We start from the raw sequence: 21756 nt of genomic DNA on the forward strand, positions 1-21756 counted from the left end.
CTTCCCCCTCTCCCCCCCTCCCCCACCCCCCCCCCCCCCCCCCCCCTCCCAACCCCCCCCCCTCCCCCCCCCCCCCCCCCCCCCGCGATGGGGCGCAGCAGCGCCGTGCAGCGCTGCTGCGCGTTCGCAGATCAGCCGACCGGATACCAGGTGGTCCCATCCGTGGACACTTCGAGACCATCGGCGCCCCCGCCCACGACCTCGGGCGCGCCGGCCGGGGTGGTCAGGGTCCATGGGCCGCTCGGGCAGCTGTTCAGGGGCGGGCCTTCCGTCTCGGAGGACTGGGTCGGGGTCCCGGAATAGCCGTTCAGATTGAAGCCCGTGATTTGGTTGCGTTCGCGGGCGACCGACGTCACGACCCCTTGGACTTCAGTGGTCGTGGTGCGCGCACGCTCCTGGGTCTGTTCATTGTTGGAGTTCGTGCAGATCCAGCTGACCTCGGTCACGGTCGTCGCGTTCGCCCGGAACTGAACGCTGCCGGCGTTGTCCTGCAGCGCCTTGTTGTTCCAGCCGTAAACGAGTTGAACGTCGCCCTTGCCGACGAAGCCCGTGCCGGTGGCCGGGTCGAAGGTGACCGCGGCGAGGGCGGCGGACGAGATGAGCGCGGCGCTGACGGCCGCGAGACCGATCTTCCAATTCATGACAAGCACCCCAATTTCGGACAGGCCCCCAATGGGTGTCCTTAATTAAAGATTACCAAGCAATCGGCGTGCCAACAATTCAGGTGGAATGACATGAATTAAGGAATTAGCCGTCAGACAACTCTAGATATTAAATCCTATTGAGTAGAATTTAGCCACGTTATCTTCCGTTATGGAGAACTGATACTCCAAGATGTTGTATAATATGTCGTTTCCCCGACATAGGCGCTTGGTTTCGAAGGGGGCTAGCGCCCAACTGAAACGGCCCGGCGGATCACCGCCGGGCCGTCGCATTCTAGGTCGCTTGCGCCCCTCGCAGGGGCGCGGGCGCTATCGGGCCGTTCAGGCGGCCAAGGCCAGCGGCTGGCGCTGGCGGCGCAGGGCCGCGCCGGCCAGGCCGAAGCCGACGATCATCAGCGCCCAGGCGCCGGGCTCCGGCACCGCGCCGGCCACGCCGGGGGCGATAGCCACCTGGCGAATGTCCTCGATGCCCTTGTTGGAGGTGAAGACGATCTTCTCGAAGGCCTTGCCGCCGTCGTCGAAGATGTTCCACTTCGTCAGATTGCTGAGCAGCTGGAAGGAGCCGGTGGACGAGCCGCCGCCGACGTAGAAGATCTCCACGCCCACGTTAACCGGCTTGGCTTCCTTGGTGAAGAAGCTGAAGTTCAGGCTGTCGATGCCGTAGGCGTAGTCGGTGAAATAGATGGCGAGATCGGTGAACATATCGTCGCTGTCGGCGCCGTCGACCTTGGCCACGCCCGAGCCATTGGCGGTGAGCAGGGTCGAGCTCTCGAAGGCGACCTGGTAGCTGTTCACTTCGCCATAGACGATGGTGCTCGTCTGCGAACCTTGGGTGTGGACGGCGGTCGGGCCGAGGCCGTCGCCCGAATTGATCACGACCGCGGCCGAAGCCGTGCCGGCCGAGAGGGTGAGCGCCGCGGCGGCGGCGAGGAAGGTCTTCATCATTACAAGCACTCTCCACCTTTAGCGGGCGGCGCAGGCCGACCCTTCGGAAGGTGGGCGACTTATCAATCGCAACCAGAACTAGGGAATAAGGAACGGTTAAGGTTTTCTCACCGCTCACTAAGGCCGGGCTGTCGCCCTGTCGACATAAGGGATTGCGGCCGATCCAGCCTGTGCCGGAGCGGAACAACCTTATGGTGAATTATCCCGCGTGAGGCGAAATTGGCGCTCTCCGACCGCGCAATAGGGTGGTTAAGGTGAATTAAGGCTTCCGCAAAAAAATTTTTCGAATTCCTGCCAGATGGGCGTGCTCGCCGCAAAAGATAAAGGATCGGAGAGCCGTTTCCGAACGGCGCCCCGATCCTTGAAGATGTCCCCCGACGCGTCTTGCGACGCTTGCTCGGCCCGCAAGGGCCGTTAAGGTCGTACTAGGCGGCGAGCAGCCGTTGGCGACGGGCCTGGCGGACCGCCGCGCCCATCAGGCCGAAGCCCGCGATCATCAGCGCCCAGGTGCCGGGCTCGGGGATCGCCGAAACCCCGCCGATCCGGATCTGGCGCACGTCGGCGACGACGTCCACCGTGGTGTCGAACGCCACCCGGCCGAGAAGCTCGCCATCGGTGAAGATGTTGATGCGGTTCTCACCGTTCGCGCCGATGGCCAAAGAGGTGCTGGCCAGGAGCACATTGGACAGGCTGTAGGCGTAGAAGTTCGCCATGCCGTCGGCCAGGGCGTTGATGTTGAGCTCAAGGGCCGTGAAGCCGAGGTTCGGGTTGGTCAGGAAGATCTCGAGGTAGCTGAAGCCCCCATCGACCGCCACGATCCGCGCCTGCCCCTGGGCCGGAGCATTCAGCATCTCGTCGCCCACGAAGCTGACCGACGTATTGGTCTGGTTCGTCACGCCCAGGATGGTGGTGCCGGGCGTATCCTGCGTCAGCTGGATGTTCTCTTCCGGATTCCCCGGAACATTCGCATCCGTGATGGTGACGGCCGCGGAGGCCGCCCCGGCGGAGAGGGCTAACGCCGCAGCCGCCGCAACTAATGTTTTCAACATGGTGGACATCCCTATTGGACTCTCTCCGGGCGTCGGCATCACCTTCCCCGGCTACTCGACCCTAGCAGCGGCAAATGGTCGCGGGAATAAAACGGCATTAAGGATAAGCATTTCATCCGCGGGAAGTCAGAGTAAAATCCTCCACCTGGAGTATTGTTTGGTTAAAACTCATTAAGATTTTTCGGTGGTTGGCATGGGGTGCGCACTCTGAACTGGAATGTAGGGGCGCGAATGCTGTCAGAAGGGGCGGTTTCGGTGGCCGCTTTCCGCCACAAAGCCAAGCTTGTGCTGCAGCGAATCTGGGCGAAGGCCCGGCGCCTCTTCCTCACTCGCCCTCAAGGTCCGTGGCGGGAAGGCCCTCGATCCATAGCGCCGAAGCCAGCTGTCGGGTTCGGCCAAGCCTTGGGCGCCGGCGCCCAAGGCTTGGTCTGCGTGACCCTGGGGCCGCACCAGGGGAGAAAATTGCTCCAGCCGCGATCGTGAACATTGATAAGTTGCAACCGCCGCCCCCAAGGTTCCGGAGCGGTTTGCGAGCGGCGTCGCGGATGCGGCGGCTAGGGAGCGGGGCGAAGTGCGTTTCTGTGCGTTGGAATGGGCGCGGGCTGCGGGCGCCGTGGCCGCGATACTGGCGTTTTCCGCCCTGCCCGTCGCGGCGGCGGCGAAGGATCTCGCCATCGTCGGCGCGACGGTGTTCGACGCGACGGGGGCTGCGCCGCGCCCCGCCACGGTGCTGATCCGCGACGGCCGCATCGCCGCGGTCGGGCCCGCGGTGAAGGTTCCTCGCGGCGCCACGGTGATCGAGGCCAAGGGCCAGGCGCTGCTGCCGGGTTTCTTCGACGTGCACACCCACTGGACGCCAGGCGGGGCGCCGGCGGTCACCCCAGCCATCGCCAACGCCTATCTGGCGGCCGGCGTGACGACGGTGAACGACTTCCATCAGCAGCCGGAATCCTTCGCGCCGCGCCGCGAGTGGCTGGGCGAGCTCGCCGCGCCGCACGTGAATTTCGTCGCCCGCATGAGCACGCCGGGCGGCCACGGCGCCGACTGGGCCGACCAGGCGACCACCAAGTGGGTGAATACGCCCCGCGCCGCCCGCTCCGAAGTGCAGGCGCTGGTTCCCTATAAGCCCGACATGATCAAGGCCTTCGCCGACGGCTGGCGCTACGGGACGGCGGCGGACAACACCAGCATGGACGAGGCCACGCTCTCGGCCCTGGTGGACGAGGCGCACAGGAACGACCTGAAGGTCTTGACCCACACCGTCACCGTCGATCGCGGCAAGGTCGCGGCGCGAGCCAAGGTCGACGTGATCGCCCACAGTCTGCAGGACCGGCCGGTGGACGAGGAGACGATCGCCCTCATGAAGGCGAACGGCACGGCCTATGCTCCGACCCTGGCCGTCTACGACCCTGACAAGAGCCTTGCGCCCGGAGCCCCGCCGCCGGCCGACACGCCGGCGCGGCGCCAGTCGGTGCGCAAGTTCGGCTACGCGCTCGCCAATGTGAAGGCGCTGCACGACGGCGGCGTGACCATCGCGCTCGGCACCGACGCCGGCATGCCGGGCACGCCGCACGGCGTCTCGACCCTGCGGGAGATGGAGCTGCTGGTGCGGGCGGGGCTGACGCCCTTCGAGGCGCTGATGGCCGGCACCGCCAACAGCGCGCGGGTGCTGGGTCAGATCGCCGACCGCGGCACCATCGAGCCGGGCAAACGCGCCGATCTGGTGCTGGTGGAGGGCGAGCCCTGGCGCGAGATTTCCGACGTGCGGCGTACGCGGATGGTGTTCGTCGACGGAAAGGCCGCCTACGGGCCGGGCGTGAGGCCTCCGGCCGCCAATGGCCGCACCGCCATGGCGGCGGTCCCCGTTCAGGCCCTGATCGACGATTTCGAGCGGGCCGACGGCCGCTCCAGCCTGGACACCTTGCGCACCCAAGACTTCGACGGCGGTATGGACCGGACGGTCGAGGTCGCCCAGACGATCGACCGGCCGGGCGGCGGGCGGGCGCTGTCCATCGCGGCTCGCATGTCCGACAAGGACGAGCCGGGCGCCGCGGTCGTGATCCCGTTAAGCCGCGGCTCCGTCCGGCCGGTGGACGCCACGGCGTTCCAGGGGCTCCGGTTGGAGGCCCGCGGCGACGGCGGCCCGTATCTGGTGGAGGTGGTGGGCCTGCAGGGGCGTTGGCGCGCCGAGATCGCGGCCGGTCCCGAATGGCGCACGGTGGAGGTCCCGTTCTCCGCCTTCACGCCTGCGCCGGGGCGGCAGACGGCGAGCGGCGCCCTGACCGGCGCCGAGCTGATCCAGGTGGTCGTTGGCGGAGGGCGCCCGGCGCGGACGGCCATGTGGCTGGAAATCGACGACATAACTTTCTTTTAGGGGTGGAGATCCAAGGCGCCGACAAGTGCGCCCACTTCGAGCGACATTTCAGACTAAGGGGGTAATCTCTTGAAAAACGTAACTTCTCTGCGCCACGCCATGCTGGCGACGAGCGCCATCTGCGCCGTGGGCTGGGCCGGTCAGGCCATGGCCCAGGAGGCGTCCACGGTCGAAGAGATCGTGGTGGTCGGATCGCAGATCCAGGGCTCCAGCGTGACGGCCGCCGTGCCGGTGACGGTGGTCAGCCAGGAGCAGATCCAGGCGGTGGCGGCGACCTCGGGCGACGATCTCTTCCGGTCGATCCCGCAGATGGGCGACGTGAGCTTCAACTCCAGCTACCTGCCCAACTCCTCCAACAGCGCCCGCGGCGACGTGGGCTCGGTCAACCTGCGCAACCTCGGCGTCGGCAACACCCTGGTGCTGCTGAACGGCCGCCGGGTCGTGGCTCACCCCACCAGCCGGGCCGACGAGAACCTGGTGCCGGTGTTGACCTACAACACCAACGCCATTCCGGTGAGCGGGCTCAAGCGCCTGGAAGTGCTGCGCGACGGCGCCGCGGCGCTCTATGGCTCGGACGCCGTGGCCGGCGTCGTCAACACTGTGCTGCAGGACGACTTCCAGGGCGTGACGCTGGACGCCCAGTACGGCGCCGCCGAGGGCACGGGCCTTCGCGAATACGAGCTCAACGCCATGCTGGGCCGCAACTTCGCCGAGGGTCGCGGTAATATCAGCGCCTTCGTCAACTACACCAACCGCAGCTCGCTGGACGCGCAGGACCAGGACTACACGGCTTCCGCCGACCGCCGCCCGCTGTTCGTCGGCACGCGGTTCGAAGGCGCAGCCACCCTGGACGGCCGCAATACGGTCACGCCCTGGGCCTCGCTGCAGACGCCGGCCTCCTTCGGTACGGTCCGCCAAGGGACGACGGCGATCACCAGCTCGGCCGGCGCCTTCCACCCGCAGCCCTCGACCTTCGCCGGCTGCCAGGTTCCGTTCGCAACCGGCTATTGCCTCGATGACGGCACGCCGGCCACGGCCGGGGCCGACCGCGACCTGCGCTTCGACGCGCCGGCCACTTTCAACACTACGGTCATGCCGAAGCTGGAGCGGGTGAACGTCTTCCTGACCGGCCGCTACGACCTGACCGACACCATCACCGCCTTTGGCGAGCTCGGCTACTACACGGCCACCACCCAGAGCGTACAGGCCTCCACCGGCACGCTTTCCTCGATGCCGATCACCATCCCGGCGTCCAACTACTGGAACCCCTTCGGCCCGACGGTCTTCGCCAACGGCCAGGCCAATCCAAACCGGCTGGCGAACCTGAACGTCCCCGCCGCCGGCCTTCCGGTGACGATCCGCACCTACAACTTCGTCGACGCCGGCCCCAACGTGGTCGATGTCGAGAACAATCAGTGGCGTTTCCTGGCCGGCCTGAAGGGGAAGGCCTACGGCTTCAACTGGGAGAGCGCGCTGCTCTACTCGAAGGCCGAGGTGGAGGACGTCTCCGACGGGATCAGCGCCACCCTGCTGCAGCAGAACCTCGCGCTCTCGACGGCCGACGCCTACAACCCGTTCAACGGCGGCAGCCTCACCAATCCCAGCCTGGGCGACGCCACGCCCAGCTCGCAGGCTGCGCTCGACGCCATCCGCATCAAGACGCTGCGCAAGAACACCAGCTCCCTGACCCTCGCCGATTTCAAGGTCTCCAAGGCCGACCTCTTCGCCCTGCCGGGCGGGGACCTCGGCATGGCCGCAGGCGTTGAATTCCGGCGCGAGACCCAGAAGGACGATCGCGACCCCCGCGTCGACGGCACGATCAACTTCACCGACGCCGTGACCGGCCAAGCCTATGTGGGCGACCTGATCGGCACCAGCCCGTCGCCGGACACCAAGGGCTCGCGCACGGTCTCTTCGGCCTATCTGGAGTTCGCCGTCCCGCTGGTCTCGCCGGACATGGAGATCCCCTTCGTCCATAAGCTCGAGATGCAGCTGGCCGGCCGCTACGAGAGCTTCAGCGATGCGGGCGAGGTGGCCAAGCCCAAGGTCGCCATGGCCTGGGATCTGTTCGACGGCCTGCGGATCCGCGGCTCCTGGGCCCAAGGGTTCAAGGCTCCGAACCTGGAGCAGGTGAACGCCACCCTGGTGACGCGCTCCAACACCCGCACCGATTGGGTCCGCTGCGAGGCCGACCTGCGGGCCGGCCGCATCACCAGCTTCTCCAATTGCGCACGTTCCGGCTCCACCACGGCCCGGCGTTCGGGCAATCCGGACCTGAAGCCGGAGGAATCGGAAACCTGGGCGGGCGGCGTGGTCTTCCAGCCGCACTTCATCCCGTCGGACTTCGGCCGCTTCACCTTCACCGTCGACTACTGGCGCGTGAAGCAGGAGGGGATCGTCGGCCTGTTCGGGGAGGGCAACGCCCTGATCGCCGACTATCTGGCCCGGGTGAACGGCTCCTCCAATCCGGACGTGGTTCGCGCCGCCCCGACCGCCGACGACATCGCCGCCTTCGCCGGCACTGGCCTGACGCCCGTCGGACAGGTGCTCTACGTCAACGACCAGTACCAGAACCTGCTGCCGCAGGAGGCCCGCGGCGTCGACTTCGGCGTCATGTGGAGTCTGAACGGCACGCGGTACGGCGACTTCACGGTCAATTTCAACGCCGCTCACCTGATCAAGTTCTACCGCCAGCCCTCGCCCGCCATCGCCGCCCTGTTGGCGGCGCGGGAGGCCGGGCAGATCAACGCCGGGACCACCATCACCGGCGGCGGCGACCTGATCCGGCAGAACGGGCGCCCAGAATGGAAGTGGTCCGCCTCGGCCACCTGGCGCTATGAGCAGTTCACGCTGGGCGCCTTCACCCAGTACATCGGCGACGTGGAGGACACCGGCCTGCGCGACTCCGCCGGCGTGCCCTGGGTGGTGGACAGCCAGCTGACCGCCAACCTCTACGGCCAGTACGAGTTCACCGAGGGCCTGGCCGCCGACACCCGCCTGCGGGTGGGCGTGCGGAACATCACCGACGAAAAGCCGCCGCTGCACTCGTCGGGATATCTGGGCGAACTCTACCAGCCCTATAGCCGCTACTGGTATGTGAGCGTCCGCAAGTCCTTCTAAGGCTTGCCGGAACGGCCGGCTCCTTGGTGGGAGCCGGCCGGTTCCTGGCTGCGCGTTGATTTGGGCCAAACGATGGACCATTATGGGGTTTCGATCAAAGGCGCGGCCCGATGCGCATTCCGGTTTCCGAGGCGAAGAGCCAACTGACGGACTTGGTCCGCCGCGCCGAAGGCGGCGAGGACGTGGTGTTGACGCGGCACGGTCGTCCCGCTGCGCGCATCGTCGCTGTTCAGCCCGTGAAGGGCCGCGAGGGGCGCCGCGCGCTGTTGTTGGCGATAAGCGCTTCAGGCGCCGCGAAGGCGCGTCCCGGGGCGAGCGCCGCTCGCAGCCAGGACGATCTCTACGACGACGCGGGGCTTCCGGTTTGATCGTCGCGGATACCTCCGCCTTGATGGCCATCGTGCTCGGGGAGCCGGAGGCCGAGGGCTGCATCGAGGCGGTTTCCGAAGCCGAAATCGTCACTGTCTCGGCCGTGACCATGGCCGAGGCTCTGATCATCGCCCAACGCCGGGGCGTCGGCGAGGAAATGATGCGGCTGTTCGACGAACTCGACCTGGAGGTCGAGGTCGTCACGGCGGCCACGGCACGGCAAGCTGCAGCCGCCTATCGCAGATGGGGAAAGGGCCGCGATCCGGCCGGCCTGAATTTCGGCGACTGCTTCCCCTATGCGCTAGCCAGGCTGAGATCCTGGCCTTTGCTCTATGTCGGGGAGGATTTCGTCCGGACGGACGTGGCGGCGGCCCGGTGACCGTGTGGACATTCTTAAAGACGCTAGCCGAGCGGCCCGAATGAAATCCCCGCGCCCTCCGCGCCTCGGCCGCGCCGAGCCGCCACCTGCGGGCGTGCGGGCCGAACCGCCGGGCTTTTCCGGCGTGCGGTTCTCCGCGATCGACGACGAGGCGGCGGTCAACGCCTTCTTCGAGGACATGCCGGCCCCGGCCATGGCCGCGGCGGGCCAGCCGCTGCGGGTGCTGGCGCTCTCCGGGGGCGGGGCGGGCGGCGCTTTCGGGGCCGGAGCCCTGGTCGGCCTGTCCCGGGCTGGCCGCCGCCCGGCCTTCGACATGGTCACCGGCGTCAGCACGGGCGCGCTGATCGCCCCGCTGGCCTTTCTGGGCGCCGACTGGGACCATCGGCTGACCGAAGCCTATGCCGGCGGCGCGGCGTCGGACCTCCTGGCGCTGAAGGGCCTGCGACCCGGCCCCAGTCTCTATGCCGGCGAGCCGCTTGCTCACCTCGTGGGGCGTTATGTGGACGAGGCGCTGCTCGTGGCCGTGGCGGCCGCCCACCGCCAAGGCCGCCGACTCTTCGTGGCGACTTCCAATCTCGACGCGCAATCCACCTCGATCTGGGACATGGGCGCCATCGCCGGCGTGGGCGGGGAGGCGGCCTTGCGCCTGTTCGCCGACGTACTGACCGCCTCGGCCAGCCTGCCGGGCCTGTTTCCGCCGAGGCTGATCCGCGTCGCGGGGGAGGGGCGAGAATTCGAGGAGATGCACGTTGACGGGGGCGCCATCACCCCGCTCTTCGTGGTGCCCGAGCCGCTGGTCCTGCGCCGGGCCCTACCGCTGGCTGACCGGGGCGTGGAGGTCTACGCCCTGGTGAACACCACGCTGGAGGGCGATGCGCGGGCCACGCCCATGGGCGCGGCGCCGATCCTGATGCGGTCGTTCGAACTCATGCTGCGCTCGTCCTACCGGAGCGCGCTGCGCTCGGTGGCGGCGTTCTGCGAGATCAACGGCTTTGGCCTGCGCACCGCCGCCGTGCCGCAGAGCTATGCCGGCGTCAGCATGCTGCGCTTCGAGGAAGCGACTATGCGCGCCCTATTCGAACATGGCGCGGAGCTAGGCGAGAGCGGCGGGCTGTGGACCACCCTGCTGGCGCCCGAGGGCGCCTGAAACGACCTCAGGCGTCGCAGAGCAGCGGCGCGCGCAGGCCTTCGCCCTGGAACATCAGGCCGGCGGAGCGGGCCGCCAGGCCGAAGCTCTCGGTCATGAAGCGGGTGTTGGCGATCAGCACCGCCTCGGGCGATCGAGCCTGGGCGAGGGCCGAAATATAGTCGGCGTAAAGGTCGTAGCCGCACTGGCACAGGGCGGTCATTTCCTTGGCGAGGTGTTCGACGGCGCCGCCGGCGGGCAGGTCTCCGGCGGTTTCGAGCATAGGCATGGCGGCCTCCATGGCGTCCGAGCGATCCAATCCCAAGCCGGAGGCGCCGGCCTTGCGCAGGATCAAATCGCGCGCCCTCTGGGGGGGATTCTGGTGCGGCCGCGGCCTGCGTCAACCGGCCCAGCGGCGCACGCGCCCGACGTCGACGTGCACGAAATCCGAACCCGGATAGAAACCCACCCCGCCGGCCTGCATCCCCCAGGCCGCGTCCCGCAGGTTGGCGAGCGGTACGCCGCGAATGCGGATGTCCATCGCAAGGCCGTCCATGTGCAGGCTGCGGGAGGCCACGCCGCTGCTGGCCTTGTGCAGGGCGGCGTTGGTTTTCGGCGAGCGGTAGCCGGAGATGATCTGCACCGTCTCGCGGGTCTCCAGCTTCGCGGTCAGGTTCGCCACGAGGTCGAGGAGGGCGGGCGAGATCGCGTGGACCTCGCCGGTGCGATGGTCGCGCAGCACCCTGTTCAGCGCCGCCAGCGCCTCGGGAACATAGCCGCCCGCTTCCCAATAGGTGGCCTTCAGGGCCTCGCCCGTATGCAGGTTGAGCAGCGACAGGGCGCGGAACGCCGGCGCGGCGCGTGCCCCGCCGGTCAGCGCCGAGGCGCCGGCCGCGGAAATCCCGCCCGCGATCAAACGCCGACGATCAAGCATCATGGGCCTCTCCATTCGGAGCGGCACTATAGTCGATGGGGCCCCGGCCCTGGCTAGGCGCAATCGGTCGCAGCTGCGGCGGCGCCTGAGGTGCGGGGCGAAAGGGAAGCCAGTGCGGCGCTCAACTGGCGGTCCCATCCGTAGGGGTCCGGCCACAGGTTCAGGCCGTTCTCGTCCATGAAGGCCGTGCGGTAGACGACCGCCAGCGGCGTGGAGGTTCGCAGGTCGATGCGCTGGGTCTGGCCGGCGTCGATCGCCGCCTCGAGGCGCTCGGCCGTCCAGCCCTGAGGCGCCAGGAGGCGCAGGGCGAGCTCCTTGGGCTTCTCCAGGCGCATGCAACCATGACTGACGGTGCGGATGCGGCGGGCGAACACCGCCTTGCCCGGCGTGTCGTGCAGATAGACGCCGTAGGGGCTGGGGAAGTCGAACTTGATGCGGCCCAGGGAATTGCCGGGACCGGGCTGCTGCTGTAGGCGCCCGTCCACGAACCGGAAGCCGTTGCGGGCCAGGTACCCTGGGTCGCGGGCCGCCTTGGGAAGGATTTCGGCGTTGGCGATGGACGTCGGCACGTTCCACGGCGGATTGACGACCACGGTTCGAAGGTCGGAGGCGAACATCGGCGTATTGTTTTGCAGGTCGCCCACGGCGATGCGCATGGAAAGGACCGGCTTGCCGGCTTCGAACAGCACGGCGACGGCGGCTGCGGAATTGACCTCCAGGCGGTCGGGGGCGAGCGGGCGAGGGAGCCAGCGCAGCCGCTCGAGATTGGCCTCGATCTGGGCCAGGCGCGTGGCGGCGGGAATGTTCAGGGCCCCGCGGGTTGCAGGTCCGACGATCCCGTCCACCTCCAGGCCCCGCAAGGTCTGGAACCTTAGGACGGCGGCCTGCAGGGCCTCGTCGTAGCCGGTTCCGTCGGCCTGGACGGCGGGCAGGAACCCTTCCGCGGCCAGGCGGCGGCGCAGGGCCGGGACGTCGGCATGATCCTCGCCAGGCCGCAGGGGCGGACCGGCGGGAACTGTTTCCCACCCGCCGCGGGCGACGAGGAGGGCGTAGGCGCGGCGGGCCTCCTGCAGGGCGGCGTAATCCGGATGCTGCGGCGCGAGTGCTGCGAGCCAGGCGGCGAGGCGGCCGCCGGCGCGGGCGGCTTCGAACTCCGCCGCCAGGTTCCGCCGGGCGGGCGTCAGCCCCCATAGGCGGTTGATCCGCGGCGGATCGAGGCGCTGGCCGGTCTCGACGGCGGCGTGGGCGAGAAGGCGGGCGACGAGGGCCTCGTCGGCTTCGGCGGGGACCTGAGGCAGGACGCTGCGGATCGCCTGCCGCTCCTGAGGCGTCAGCGCCGCAGCGGCGAACGCCGTCCCGGCGCAGGCGAGCTGCAGGGCGATCAGGAAGCCAAAAAGACGGCCGGCGCGCCGAAGCGCCCGGCCAGGAGATCGAAGACCCATGCATATATCTGACGCCTCCGCGCGGCGGGCGCCTTGATGCAGCTCAAAACCCGGCGTCAGTCTTCCGCGCGGGCGCCGCCCGCCGGGACCAGCTCCACCTGGGCCGTCACCTTGCGCTCGGACCGGTCGATATGGACCTGGTGCGGATAGGGGAAGTTGAGACCCGAGGCCTGGAAGCGCTCCTTGACCGCCTTGACCAGATTGAAGCGGGTGTTCAGCCAGTCGGGGGCGTCGGCCCAGCATCGCAGGGCGACATTGACGCCGCTGTCGGCCAGGCCGGTCACCTTGGCCCAGGGCTCCGGCTCCCCGCGCACGCGCGGATCGGCGCGGGCGATCTCCAAGAGCAGGCTCAAGGCCAGATCGAGGTCGTCCTCGTAGTCCACCGTGAAGGTGAGTTCGATGCGACGCCGCCCGGTTTCGGTGAGGTTGACAATCATGTCGCCGAAGATCTTGCCGTTCGGCAGGTAGACGGTCAGGCCGTCGAAATCGAGCAACTTGGTGTTGAAGAGGTCCATGCTCTGGACCGTGCCCTGACGACCGTTCAGCTCGACCATGTCGCCGACGCGATAGGGACGCAGGATCAGCAGCATGACCCCGGCCGCGACATTGCTGAGCGCGCCCTGCAGCGCCAAGCCGATCGCCAGCGACGCCGCCCCCAGCACCGCCAGGATCGAAGTCGCCTGGATGCCCAGCTGCTGCAGAACGGCGATCAGGCCGATCGCCACGACCAGATAGCGGACCAGGGCGCCGACGAAGATGCTCAAGGTGCGGTCGGCCGGATGATGCTTGTGCACGCGCTCCAGCGCCCGTTGCACGAGACGGGAGAGCCGGCGCGACGCCCAGAAGGTGGCGGCCAGGATGAGGCCGGCCACGACGATCCGAACGGAGAACGCGCCCAAGGTTCCCATAAGGTCGCGGACCACGGCCGGGTCGCCGGACATGGCGGTGTTCACCATGGCGGTGACCGAAGCTGCGGGATCCGATGTGTCGAAGCTCATGGGGCCTTCTTCAAAGCAACTCAGGCCGCTGCTCTACCAGACCTTCCACCATTCGTCGGCGCTGACGTCGGCGTCGCCAGGCCGCACCTCCTGTTTCCCCCAGGAGAAGATCATCAGCATGGTGTGGCTGCGGATCTTGGCCGTGCCCGACATGCGGCCGCCCAAAGCGATGGGGCGGCCGGTGGCGGCCTCGTAGGCGAAGGCGGAGAACTCCGCGACACCCGTGCGGTCGCGCCGCGAATAGACCGAGAGCTCGGGAATCGTGACGGTGCTGAGCGTCTGTGTGACCGGCAAGGTCAGGCGCGGAATGCCGACCACCCGCTGCATCTTGTCGATGGAAAGGGCGCCCAGGCGCAATTCGACGATCACGTCGGCTTCCGAGCGGGCGAGGGTGATGCGGTTCCCGCGGGCCAGCAGGGCCTCGCGGATGGCGCTGGAGGCGTAGTCGGCGCCTTCGCCGCGGAAGGTGCTGGTGTCCACGAACACGCGGGCGTCCGGATCGAGCGCCAGCGCGAACTGCTGGGCCGCCCGCTCGGCGGCGCGTGAGATCAGGAGCTGCTCGGTGGCCGTGCGGCTCGGATGGGTTTCCGTGGCTGTGGCGCAGGCCGCCAGCAGAAGGCAAGCCGAGCCCACGGCCAGGTACGCGGACGTCTTCAAGGTCTGTTCCCCTGGGAGGCGCCCGCAATGGGCGCCGCCAGGGTTAATCGGCGCTTAATGCGGCGGCCTCTTGGCCGTCACTCCGCAGGCTCGCGCTCGGCGATCAGGCCGGCGGCCTCGGGGTTCAGGGCCTCGGGCTCGCGGCGCGGCTTGGCGAAGGGCTCAGGCTTGGGCGTCTGGACGTTGTTGCGCATGAGATATTGGCCGGCCGTCAGGCCGCCGGCCAACTGCAGCTCCAGCCGCTCGGCGTCGCGGCGGCGGACATCGCGGATCGCTTCGGCGACCTCCACCTCGTCGACGCCGAGCTCGATCAGCACCTTCTTGCCGAAGGCGAGCGCCGACTCGAAAGTCTCGCGGATCTGGAAGTCGACGCCGGCCTGGATCAGCCGCATGGAATGGCCGCGGTCGTAGGCCCGGACGAACAGCTTGGCGTGGGGGAACTCCGACTTCACCAGCTCCACGATGCGGTCGGCGGCTTCCGGCTTGTCGACGCAGACGAGGACCGCCTCGGCGCGGCCGGCGCCGGAGGCGTGCAGCACGTCCAGCCGCGTGCCGTCGCCGTAATAGACCTTGAAGCCGAAATCGGCGGCGACGCGGATCATCTCCACGTCGGTCTCGATCAGCGAGATCTCCACGCCGCGGGCCAGCAGCGGCTGGCTGACCAGCTGGGCGAAGCGGCCGAAGCCGATCATCAGCACGCGGCCCTCCAGCCCTTCGGCCAGCTCGATGCCGTCCATGGATTCCTTCGGCGGCGGCAAGAGGCGGTTCAGCGCCATGACCACCAGCGGGGTGAGCGCCATGGAGAGGATGACGATGGCCGTCATGCCAGCCGCGATGCGGGCGTCGAAAACCCCGCCCGACAGGGCTGCGGCGTAGAGCACGAAGGCGAACTCGCCCCCTTGGGCGAAGAGGGCGGCGCGCTGGATCGCCTCGCGATTGTCGGCGCGCAGGAGGCGGGCCACACCATATATCCCGAGCGCCTTGACCGCCATGAAGGCGAGCACGCCCGCCAGGATCAGGCGCCATTCGGCCAGCACCACCGAGACGTCGAGGGACATGCCGACGCTCAGGAAGAAGAGGCCGAGAAGGATTCCGCGGAAGGGCTCGATGTCGGCCTCCAGCTGATGCCGGAACGTGGACTCCGAGAGCAGCACGCCGGCCAGGAAGGCGCCCATGGCCATGGAAAGCCCGCCCCACTGCATGAAGAGGGCGGCGCCCAGCACCACCAGCAGGGCCGCGGCCGTCATCACCTCGCGCGCGCCGGAGCGGGCCAGGATGGCGAAGAACGGGTTGAGCAGCCAGCGCCCCGCCGCCAGCAGCGCCAGCAGGGAGGCGAGGCCAAGCCCGATGGCGAGGGGGATCGGCCGAGCGTCCTCCGCGCCCGAGCCGGCCAGAGAGGCGAACACCGCCACCAGGGCCAGGAGCGGGATGACGGCCAAGTCCTCCAGCAGCAGGATGGAGATCGAGCGCTGGCCGGCGGGGGTCGCGGTTTCGCCGCGTTCGTCCAGCATCTTCATGATGACCGCGGTGGAGGAGAGCACGAAGCCGCTGGCCCCGATGATCGCCGCCGGCAGCGGCAGGCCGGCCAGGACCGCGACGCCGGTGAGCAGGGCGCAGCAGACCAGCACCTGGGCGGCGCCCAGGCCGAAGATCTCCTTGCGCAGCAGCCACAGCTTGGCCGGCCGCATCTCCAGCCCGATGATGAACAGGAACATCACAACGCCGAGCTCGGCCACGTGCAGGATGGCCTCCGGATCGGTGAAGAGACGCAGGCCGAAGGGGCCGATGGCCAGCCCGGCGGCCAGGTAGCCCAGCACCGAACCCAGGCCGAGCTTTCGAAACACCGGCACGGCGACGACGCCCGCCGTCAGCAGGGCCACCGCATGGCCCAGATCCACCCCGGAGGTCGCTTCCGCCATGGCGCTTCGCCCCTTCGCCGGCGGATCGGCCCGCCGCGCCCATCTGGGCTGGAATGGGGGCGGCGCGCAACCGCGGCTCCGCCGTCGGGGCGTTAGAAGAAATTTGAATGGGCGCGGGATCGCGGTCGGACCTTGGCCGTTTCCGCACACGCGCCGCGCTCGGCGGGGTTGAGGAAGCTATGGGGGATCGATGACGGCGTCGCAGGGGATCGTCCTCGGCATACTGGCGGTCACGATCCTGCTGTTCCTTTGGGGGCGGTGGCGGCACGACATGGTGGCGGTCGCCGCCCTGCTGGCCTGCGTGGTCGCTGGGCTGACGCCGGCGGAAGCGGCCTTCGCCGGTTTCGGCCATCCGGCGGTGATCACCGTCGCCTGCGTGCTGATCCTGAGCCAGGGCCTACAGACCTCCGGGGCGGTCGACGTGCTCGCGCGGCGGTTCCTTCCCAGGAGCGGAAGCCCGTTGGTCATGCTGGCGGCGCTGACGGCGCTGGCCGCGGTGCTCTCGGCCTTCATGAACAATGTCGGAGCGCTGGCCCTGCTCATGCCGATCGCCCTGCAGGCCGCCGCCAAGCAGGGCCTGCCGCCCGGCCAGATCCTGATGCCGGTGTCGTTCGGCTCGATCCTCGGCGGCATGACCACCCTGATCGGAACCCCGCCCAACCTGATCGTCTCAGGCTTCCGCGGCGGAGGCGGCTTCGCCATGTTCGACTTCGCCCCCGTGGGTCTTGCCGTGGCGGCTTGCGGCGCGGTCTTCGTGGTGCTGGCGGCGCGCAGGCTGGTGCCGGCGCGCGAGCGGCTGGGCGCCGAGGAATTCAACATCGCGCCCTATCTCACCGAAGCGCGCGTGCCGCAGGGCGCCAAGGCCGCCGGCATGACCCTGCGCGAGGTGGAGCGGGTGCTGGACGACGCCGACGCCCAGGTGGTGGGCTTTGTCCGCAACGAGGTGCGGATTTCCGCGCCCCATCCCCTGCGCCGGGTGCGCGAGGACGACATCCTGGTCATCGAAGCCGACCCCAAGGCCCTGAGCGCCTCGCTATCGGCCCTGGGATTGAAGCTCGAGGAGGCGGTGTCTTCTGAGGAAGTCCTGAAGACCGAGGCGCTCGATCCCGCCGCGGGCGAAGAGGCCGAGCCGGCTCGGCCGCCCGTCCGGGACGAGGTGCTCATGGAGATCGCCGTCCTGCCGAACTCGGCCCTGGTGGGGCGCTCGGCGACCGACATCCGCCTGCGCGCCAGCTTCGGCATCAACCTCCTCGCCATCTCTCGAGAAGGCCGTCGAACCCTGGCTCGCCTCCGCACTGCCAAGGTCCAGTCCGGCGACGTTCTCCTGTTGCAGGGGCCGGCCGAGGCCGTCGCCGAATTCGCCGCCCAGTTCGGTTGCGTGCCGCTGGCCGAGCGCACCTTGCGGCTGCCCGATCCCGGCCAGGCGCTGAGGGCGACGGCGATCCTGGGCGTGGCGGTGGCAGGGGCCGCGTTCGGCCTGGTGCCGGCGGCGGTCGCCTTCGCCGGCGGGGTGCTGGCCAGCATGGTCTTCGGCGTGGTTCCGCCGCGCAGGGTCTATGAGGCGGTCGACTGGCCGGTGATCGTGCTGCTCGGCGCCCTGATCCCCGTCGCGGGCGCCATGGAGACGACCGGCGCCGCCAACCAAATCGCCCGCCTGCTGCTCGAGGGCGTGGCTCAGGGCAATCCGGCCATCGTGCTCGCCCTGATCCTGGTCGTGACCATGACGCTTTCGGATTTCATGAACAATGCGGCCACCGCGGCGGTGATGTGCCCCGTGGCGCTGGGCGCCGCCGCCGGGCTGGGCGTCAGCGCCGATCCATTCTTGATGGCCGTCGCGGTGGGCGCCTCCTGCGCATTCCTCACCCCCATCGGCCACCAGAACAACACCCTGATCCTCGGCCCCGGCGGCTTCCGGTTCGGGGACTATTGGCGGCTGGGACTGCCGCTGGAGGTCATCGTGATCGCCGTCGCTGTGCCGACCATCCTTGTGGTCTGGCCGCTGTAGGACGGGAGCGTCGGGCGCGAAGGGTTTCCAGTCCGCGCCGGGGGCGACCCCACGGTTTACTTCGCCGATTGTATGACATACAAATAACGTATGGCCGACGTGCGATCCCTCGCCGAAGCACGCCCGATGCGCGAGCCCGGGAAGCGAATGCGCTCCCGCTTGCTGGATGCCGCCGTGGAGCTGTTCAAGGCGCGGGGACTCGCCGGGGTGTCGGTGGCTGAGATCGCCGCGGCGGCGGGCGCCTACCCGAGCCAGGTCACCTACTATTTCCGCACCAAGGAGGCGCTGTTCGTCGAGGCGGCCTGCCGCGAAGTGCTTTACGTCGCCGCCCAGGCGGAGGCCGCCGCTGCGGGCGCCCCGACGGGCGCGGACTACAACCGGCGCCTGGTGGAGACGGTGGTCGGGTCGCCGGGTCTCGCCCTTTTCGTCGAAGCCTTGTCGCTGGCCCGTCGGCGGCAGGATCTGGCCCCCTTGGTCGAACGCACCTTCGAGCGGCTGCACGCCGAGGGCGACCGAGCCTACGCCCAGGCCCGGGAGCGTCGAGGCTGGACCGGGCCGGAGTCCACGGCGACGGTCGCCCGACGGTTCTGGACCCTGGCGCTCGGCGTGGCCCTGCGCGAGGGCGCGACGGACGCCCCGCTCGCCGAGGCCGTCGAAGAGATGATCGCGCTGCTGCGGCAAGAGCCCGTGGCGAGGGCGCGCCCCACTGAAGCCGGAGACGCCTGATGGCCGCAGCCGCCCGAGTCGCCCCCAAGGACTATTTCTCGCCGGAGGAGTGGGCGCCGCTCGCCCGGCGGTCGGCCTGGAAGGGACCGGCCCTGATCGCGCACGCCTGGATCGTCATCGGCCTGGCCGCGGCCATGGCGATGGCCTTCCCGATCACCATTCCGCTGGCGGTGATGATCATCGGCGCACGCCAGCTGGGCTTGGCGATCCTGATGCACGACGCCGCCCACGGCGCGCTGCACCCCAACCTGAAGGTCAACGATTTCCTGGGCGACAAGCTGACGCCCGGCGGGCTTGCCCAATACCGGGCCTATCATCTGGGGCATCACAAGTACGCCCAGCAGGCCGAGGATCCGGACCTTGGCCTCTCCGCGCCTTTCCCCATCACGCGGCAGTCGCTGAGGCGCAAGATCGTCCGCGACCTGACGGGCCAGACCCACTTCAAGCAGCGCTGGGCGCCGCTGTTCCGTCGCATCGCCGAGCGCAAGCCGGGCGAGAGCGCGGCGGACGTCCTGTGGCGGTTCGTGAAGAACCGGCCGCGGTTCTTTCTCGGCGCGGCCGTCACCATCGCGGCGACAGCGCCGTTCGGCTACTGGTGGGCCTGGTTCGTGCTTTGGTGGCTGCCTTCGGCGACCTGGCTGCCGCTGGTCACCCGTCTGCGCAACATCGCCGAACACGCCTGTGTGGCCAAGGACGAGCCCGATCCGCTGCGCCATGCGCGGACCACCCACGCCAATCTCCTGGAGCGGATGTTCCTGGCCCCCTACTGGGTGAACTACCACTGCGAGCACCACATGTTCATGCATGTGCCCTGCTACAATCTTCCCCGCACCCATCGCCTCCTGAAGGCGAAGGGCGTGATGGCGCAGATGCTGACCGCGCCCGGCTATATCGACGTGCTGCGCATGGCCTCTTCGAAGCCGGCGCGGGACGACCGCGGCGGGAACGCCACGCCCGAAGAGCGCGGCGTCGTTCAAGTGGCGGTGCAGTAGGCCGGAGCCGCCTGGCTAGAACCTCTGCGCCCCATCCAGGCGGATCGTCGTGCCGTTGAGGAAGTCGTTCTCGACAATGTGGGCCGCCAACCTGGCGTATTCGTCCGGATCGCCCATGCGCTTGGGATTGGGCACGGTCGGCCCCCAGTGGGCCTGGGCCTGTTCGTCGGTCATGCGCGAGGAATAGGCGAAGGTCAGGAAGGTGCCTGGGGCGATGGCCATGCAGCGGATGCCGAGTGGGGCGAGGTCGCGAGCAATGGTCAGGGTCATGCCGATGATCCCGCCTTTGGCCGCGGAATAGGCCGATTGCCCGGTCTGGCCCTCGTAGCCGGCGATGGAGGCGGTGTTGATGATCACGCCACGCTGGTTGGAAGCCAGAGGCTCGTTCTTGGCCATGGCCTCCGCGGCCTGGCTCGTCACGGCGAAGGCGCTGACCAGATAGACGTTCACGGTGTGGGCGAAGTTGGCCAGCGGGATGCGCTTGCCTTCCTTGTTCACCACCCGGGCGGGGCCGGTCGCGCCCGGCGCCGGGGGGCCGCCGTGGACGACGACGGCAGCGCGCAGCGGCCCCAGGCCGACGGCGGTCTGCACGGCTTCGGCTATGGAGTGCTCGTCCAGGATGTCGGTCTTGACGAAGACCGAGCCGTTGCCGAGCTCGTCGGCAAGCGCGCGGCCGCGCTCTTCGGCGACATCGGCGATGACCACCCGGGCCCCAAGCTGGGCGAGCCGCCGGGCGGTGGCGCCGCCGAAGCCGCCGGCCCCTCCTGTGACGAGCGCAGAGGCGTTGGTGAGATCGACCATGGCGTCTAGACCCGTTCGACGATGATGGCCGGGGCCATGCCGCCGGCGGCGCACATGGTGACGAGGCCGCGCTTCAGGTCCCGGCGCTCCAGCTCGTCGACGATGGTACCGATCAGGATCGAGCCGGTGGCGCCGATGGGATGGCCGAGCGCCATCGCCCCGCCGTTCACATTGACCTTCTCGCGATCAAGCTTCAGGTCGCGGATGAACTTCTCGGCCACGACGGCGAAGGCCTCGTTAATCTCCCAGAGGTCGATGTCGTCGGGCGTCAGGCCGGCTTTCTTCAGCACCTTCTGGGCGGCCGGAACCGGCGCGTTCAGCATCAGGGTCGGGCTGTCGCCGACATTGGCCATCGCCACCACCCGGGCGCGAGCCTTGAGGCCGTTCCTGGCCGCGTAGTCGGGCGAGGCGAGCAGTACGGCGGCCGCCCCGTCGACCACGCCCGAGGAGTTGCCGGCATGGTGCACGTGCTTGATCGCCAGGTCCGGATAGACCTGCTGGATCAGACCGGCATAGGTGACGCCGTCGGCGTTCAGCGGCACGTTGGCCATGGCCTCGAACGAGGCTTTCAGGGCGGCCAGACCCTCGCGGGTGGTTTGCGGGCGGGGGAACTCCTCGCGGTCGAGGGCAAGCGAGCCGTCTTCGCGATAGACCGGAACCAGGGCGCGGTCGAAATGGCCGTTGCGGATCGCGTGGTCGGCGCGCTGCTGGCTGACATAGGCGAGCTCGTCCAGCGCCTCGCGCGGGATGTTCTCCAGGGTGGCGATGGCGTCGGCGCAGACGCCCTGGTGGCTCTGGGGATGGCGGGCGCGCAGGCGCAGGTTGCCGTTGTCCATCATCGGCGGGTTTGAGGGATCGGCGGTGGAGGCGGTGTAGGACATCATCTCCGTGCCGCCGGCGATGACCAGGTCCTCCATGCCAGCCATGATCTGGGCGGCGGCCATGTTCACGGCCGTGATGCCCGAGCCGCAGAAGCGGTCCAGGGTGACGCCCGAGGCCCGGGTGTCGAAGCCGGCGTCGAGCGCCGCCATCCGGCCCATGTCGCCGCCCTGCTTGCCGCGTTGGGAGGAGGTGCCCCAGATCACGTCGTCCACCTCCTGGGTCTTCAGGTGGTTGCGCTCGGCGATCGCCCTCAGCACGGACGCGGCCAGGTGCTGTGGGTGGAAGTCGGCGAGAGCGCCCTTGCCGACCTTTCCGATGCCGCGGGGGGTGCGGCAGGCGTCGATGATCAGGGCTTCGGGCATGGCGGATCCTCGTC

At 68.9% G+C, this 21756-nt stretch carries 19 protein-coding genes; 8 read left to right on the plus strand and 11 right to left on the minus strand.

Annotated features, from left to right (window positions below; genetic code table 11):
• Positions 1-131: 131 nt before the first annotated feature.
• The 3 genes from ACK41C_RS17070 to ACK41C_RS17080 all read right to left on the minus strand — a co-directional run bounded on the left by ACK41C_RS17070 (position 132) and on the right by ACK41C_RS17080 (position 2665).
• Entirely contained in the window at positions 132-641 is a 510-nt protein-coding gene (locus ACK41C_RS17070; protein WP_409656705.1) for a hypothetical protein, read from the minus strand.
• 342 nt (positions 642-983) lie between these two features.
• Complete coding sequence (locus ACK41C_RS17075; RefSeq protein ID WP_409656707.1) at positions 984-1607, minus strand: PEPxxWA-CTERM sorting domain-containing protein; 624 nt, start codon at positions 1605-1607, stop codon at positions 984-986.
• A 425-nt stretch (positions 1608-2032) separates the two neighbouring features.
• Positions 2033-2665: a PEPxxWA-CTERM sorting domain-containing protein gene (locus ACK41C_RS17080; protein WP_409656709.1), complete on the minus strand. Its 633-nt coding sequence runs from the start codon at positions 2663-2665 to the stop codon at positions 2033-2035.
• A 562-nt stretch (positions 2666-3227) separates the two neighbouring features.
• Here ACK41C_RS17080 and ACK41C_RS17085 point away from each other — a divergent pair.
• The 5 genes from ACK41C_RS17085 to ACK41C_RS17105 all read left to right on the plus strand — a co-directional run bounded on the left by ACK41C_RS17085 (position 3228) and on the right by ACK41C_RS17105 (position 10045).
• Complete coding sequence (locus ACK41C_RS17085; protein ID WP_409656711.1) at positions 3228-5030, plus strand: amidohydrolase family protein; 1803 nt, start codon at positions 3228-3230, stop codon at positions 5028-5030.
• 69 nt (positions 5031-5099) lie between these two features.
• Positions 5100-8150 (plus strand): TonB-dependent receptor domain-containing protein, encoded by a 3051-nt coding sequence (locus tag ACK41C_RS17090; RefSeq protein ID WP_409656713.1) that lies wholly within the window; start codon positions 5100-5102, stop codon positions 8148-8150.
• A gap of 110 nt (positions 8151-8260) precedes the next feature.
• The gene (locus ACK41C_RS17095) at positions 8261-8518 is read left to right on the plus strand and encodes a type II toxin-antitoxin system Phd/YefM family antitoxin (RefSeq protein ID WP_409656715.1); all 258 of its coding nucleotides are present in this window, start codon (positions 8261-8263) and stop codon (positions 8516-8518) included.
• A complete protein-coding gene (locus tag ACK41C_RS17100; protein ID WP_409656716.1) occupies positions 8515-8898 on the plus strand; it encodes a type II toxin-antitoxin system VapC family toxin in 384 nt (127 codons plus the stop codon). Before ACK41C_RS17095 ends, ACK41C_RS17100 begins: the two co-directional genes overlap by 4 nt.
• Positions 8899-8938: 40 nt before the next feature.
• Complete coding sequence (locus ACK41C_RS17105; RefSeq protein ID WP_409656718.1) at positions 8939-10045, plus strand: patatin-like phospholipase family protein; 1107 nt, start codon at positions 8939-8941, stop codon at positions 10043-10045.
• Between the two features lie 7 nt (positions 10046-10052).
• Here ACK41C_RS17105 and ACK41C_RS17110 read toward each other — a convergent pair whose 3' ends face one another.
• From ACK41C_RS17110 to ACK41C_RS17135, 6 genes are all read right to left on the minus strand, one after another.
• Positions 10053-10313 carry a hypothetical protein gene (locus ACK41C_RS17110; RefSeq protein WP_409656720.1) on the minus strand — a complete coding sequence of 87 codons (261 nt, stop codon included), beginning with the start codon at positions 10311-10313 and terminating at the stop codon, positions 10053-10055.
• A gap of 111 nt (positions 10314-10424) precedes the next feature.
• Positions 10425-10961 carry a DUF882 domain-containing protein gene (locus ACK41C_RS17115; protein ID WP_409656722.1) on the minus strand — a complete coding sequence of 179 codons (537 nt, stop codon included), beginning with the start codon at positions 10959-10961 and terminating at the stop codon, positions 10425-10427.
• A 50-nt stretch (positions 10962-11011) separates the two neighbouring features.
• Positions 11012-12400, minus strand: a complete 1389-nt coding sequence (locus ACK41C_RS17120; RefSeq protein WP_409656724.1) for a murein L,D-transpeptidase — start codon at positions 12398-12400, stop codon at positions 11012-11014.
• Between the two features lie 56 nt (positions 12401-12456).
• Positions 12457-13398 carry a mechanosensitive ion channel family protein gene (locus ACK41C_RS17125; protein ID WP_409656726.1) on the minus strand — a complete coding sequence of 314 codons (942 nt, stop codon included), beginning with the start codon at positions 13396-13398 and terminating at the stop codon, positions 12457-12459.
• A gap of 33 nt (positions 13399-13431) precedes the next feature.
• Entirely contained in the window at positions 13432-14055 is a 624-nt protein-coding gene (locus ACK41C_RS17130; protein ID WP_409656728.1) for a DUF6655 family protein, read from the minus strand.
• A gap of 77 nt (positions 14056-14132) precedes the next feature.
• Positions 14133-15974 carry a monovalent cation:proton antiporter-2 (CPA2) family protein gene (locus tag ACK41C_RS17135; RefSeq protein ID WP_409656730.1) on the minus strand — a complete coding sequence of 614 codons (1842 nt, stop codon included), beginning with the start codon at positions 15972-15974 and terminating at the stop codon, positions 14133-14135.
• Between the two features lie 190 nt (positions 15975-16164).
• Here ACK41C_RS17135 and ACK41C_RS17140 point away from each other — a divergent pair, with 190 nt between their 5' ends.
• The 3 genes from ACK41C_RS17140 to ACK41C_RS17150 all read left to right on the plus strand — a co-directional run bounded on the left by ACK41C_RS17140 (position 16165) and on the right by ACK41C_RS17150 (position 19697).
• On the plus strand, positions 16165-17979 hold the full coding sequence (locus tag ACK41C_RS17140; protein WP_409656732.1) for an SLC13 family permease: 1815 nt from the start codon (positions 16165-16167) through the stop codon (positions 17977-17979).
• A gap of 147 nt (positions 17980-18126) precedes the next feature.
• Entirely contained in the window at positions 18127-18705 is a 579-nt protein-coding gene (locus ACK41C_RS17145; protein ID WP_409656734.1) for a TetR/AcrR family transcriptional regulator C-terminal domain-containing protein, read from the plus strand.
• Positions 18705-19697 (plus strand): fatty acid desaturase family protein, encoded by a 993-nt coding sequence (locus ACK41C_RS17150; protein WP_409656736.1) that lies wholly within the window; start codon positions 18705-18707, stop codon positions 19695-19697. Before ACK41C_RS17145 ends, ACK41C_RS17150 begins: the two co-directional genes overlap by 1 nt.
• Before the next feature lie 15 nt (positions 19698-19712).
• Here ACK41C_RS17150 and ACK41C_RS17155 read toward each other — a convergent pair whose 3' ends face one another.
• Positions 19713-20498: an SDR family NAD(P)-dependent oxidoreductase gene (locus ACK41C_RS17155; protein ID WP_409656738.1), complete on the minus strand. Its 786-nt coding sequence runs from the start codon at positions 20496-20498 to the stop codon at positions 19713-19715.
• 5 nt (positions 20499-20503) lie between these two features.
• Positions 20504-21742, minus strand: a complete 1239-nt coding sequence (locus ACK41C_RS17160) for an acetyl-CoA C-acetyltransferase (protein WP_409656740.1) — start codon at positions 21740-21742, stop codon at positions 20504-20506.
• Between the last annotated feature and the right edge of the window lie 14 nt (positions 21743-21756).

Origin of the sequence: Phenylobacterium sp. (assembly GCF_046290725.1) — a bacterium.
Taxonomy (GTDB): Bacteria; Pseudomonadota; Alphaproteobacteria; order Caulobacterales; family Caulobacteraceae; genus Phenylobacterium.

Excerpts from the sequence above, each read along its gene's own strand:
- ACK41C_RS17155 (WP_409656738.1), bottom strand. The coding sequence starts at position 20,498 with ATGGTCGATCTCACCAACGCCTCTGCGCTCGTCACAGGAGGGGCCGGC.
- ACK41C_RS17080 (WP_409656709.1), bottom strand. The coding sequence starts at position 2,665 with ATGTCCACCATGTTGAAAACATTAGTTGCGGCGGCTGCGGCGTTAGCC.
- ACK41C_RS17125 (WP_409656726.1), bottom strand. The coding sequence starts at position 13,398 with ATGAGCTTCGACACATCGGATCCCGCAGCTTCGGTCACCGCCATGGTG.
- ACK41C_RS17075 (WP_409656707.1), bottom strand. The coding sequence starts at position 1,607 with ATGATGAAGACCTTCCTCGCCGCCGCCGCGGCGCTCACCCTCTCGGCC.
- ACK41C_RS17145 (WP_409656734.1), top strand. The coding sequence starts at position 18,127 with ATGCGCTCCCGCTTGCTGGATGCCGCCGTGGAGCTGTTCAAGGCGCGG.
- ACK41C_RS17120 (WP_409656724.1), bottom strand. The coding sequence starts at position 12,400 with ATGGGTCTTCGATCTCCTGGCCGGGCGCTTCGGCGCGCCGGCCGTCTT.
- ACK41C_RS17135 (WP_409656730.1), bottom strand. The coding sequence starts at position 15,974 with ATGGCGGAAGCGACCTCCGGGGTGGATCTGGGCCATGCGGTGGCCCTG.
- ACK41C_RS17095 (WP_409656715.1), top strand. The coding sequence starts at position 8,261 with ATGCGCATTCCGGTTTCCGAGGCGAAGAGCCAACTGACGGACTTGGTC.
- ACK41C_RS17105 (WP_409656718.1), top strand. The coding sequence starts at position 8,939 with ATGAAATCCCCGCGCCCTCCGCGCCTCGGCCGCGCCGAGCCGCCACCT.
- ACK41C_RS17115 (WP_409656722.1), bottom strand. The coding sequence starts at position 10,961 with ATGATGCTTGATCGTCGGCGTTTGATCGCGGGCGGGATTTCCGCGGCC.
- ACK41C_RS17140 (WP_409656732.1), top strand. The coding sequence starts at position 16,165 with ATGACGGCGTCGCAGGGGATCGTCCTCGGCATACTGGCGGTCACGATC.
- ACK41C_RS17110 (WP_409656720.1), bottom strand. The coding sequence starts at position 10,313 with ATGCCTATGCTCGAAACCGCCGGAGACCTGCCCGCCGGCGGCGCCGTC.
- ACK41C_RS17160 (WP_409656740.1), bottom strand. The coding sequence starts at position 21,742 with ATGCCCGAAGCCCTGATCATCGACGCCTGCCGCACCCCCCGCGGCATC.
- ACK41C_RS17150 (WP_409656736.1), top strand. The coding sequence starts at position 18,705 with ATGGCCGCAGCCGCCCGAGTCGCCCCCAAGGACTATTTCTCGCCGGAG.
- ACK41C_RS17070 (WP_409656705.1), bottom strand. The coding sequence starts at position 641 with ATGAATTGGAAGATCGGTCTCGCGGCCGTCAGCGCCGCGCTCATCTCG.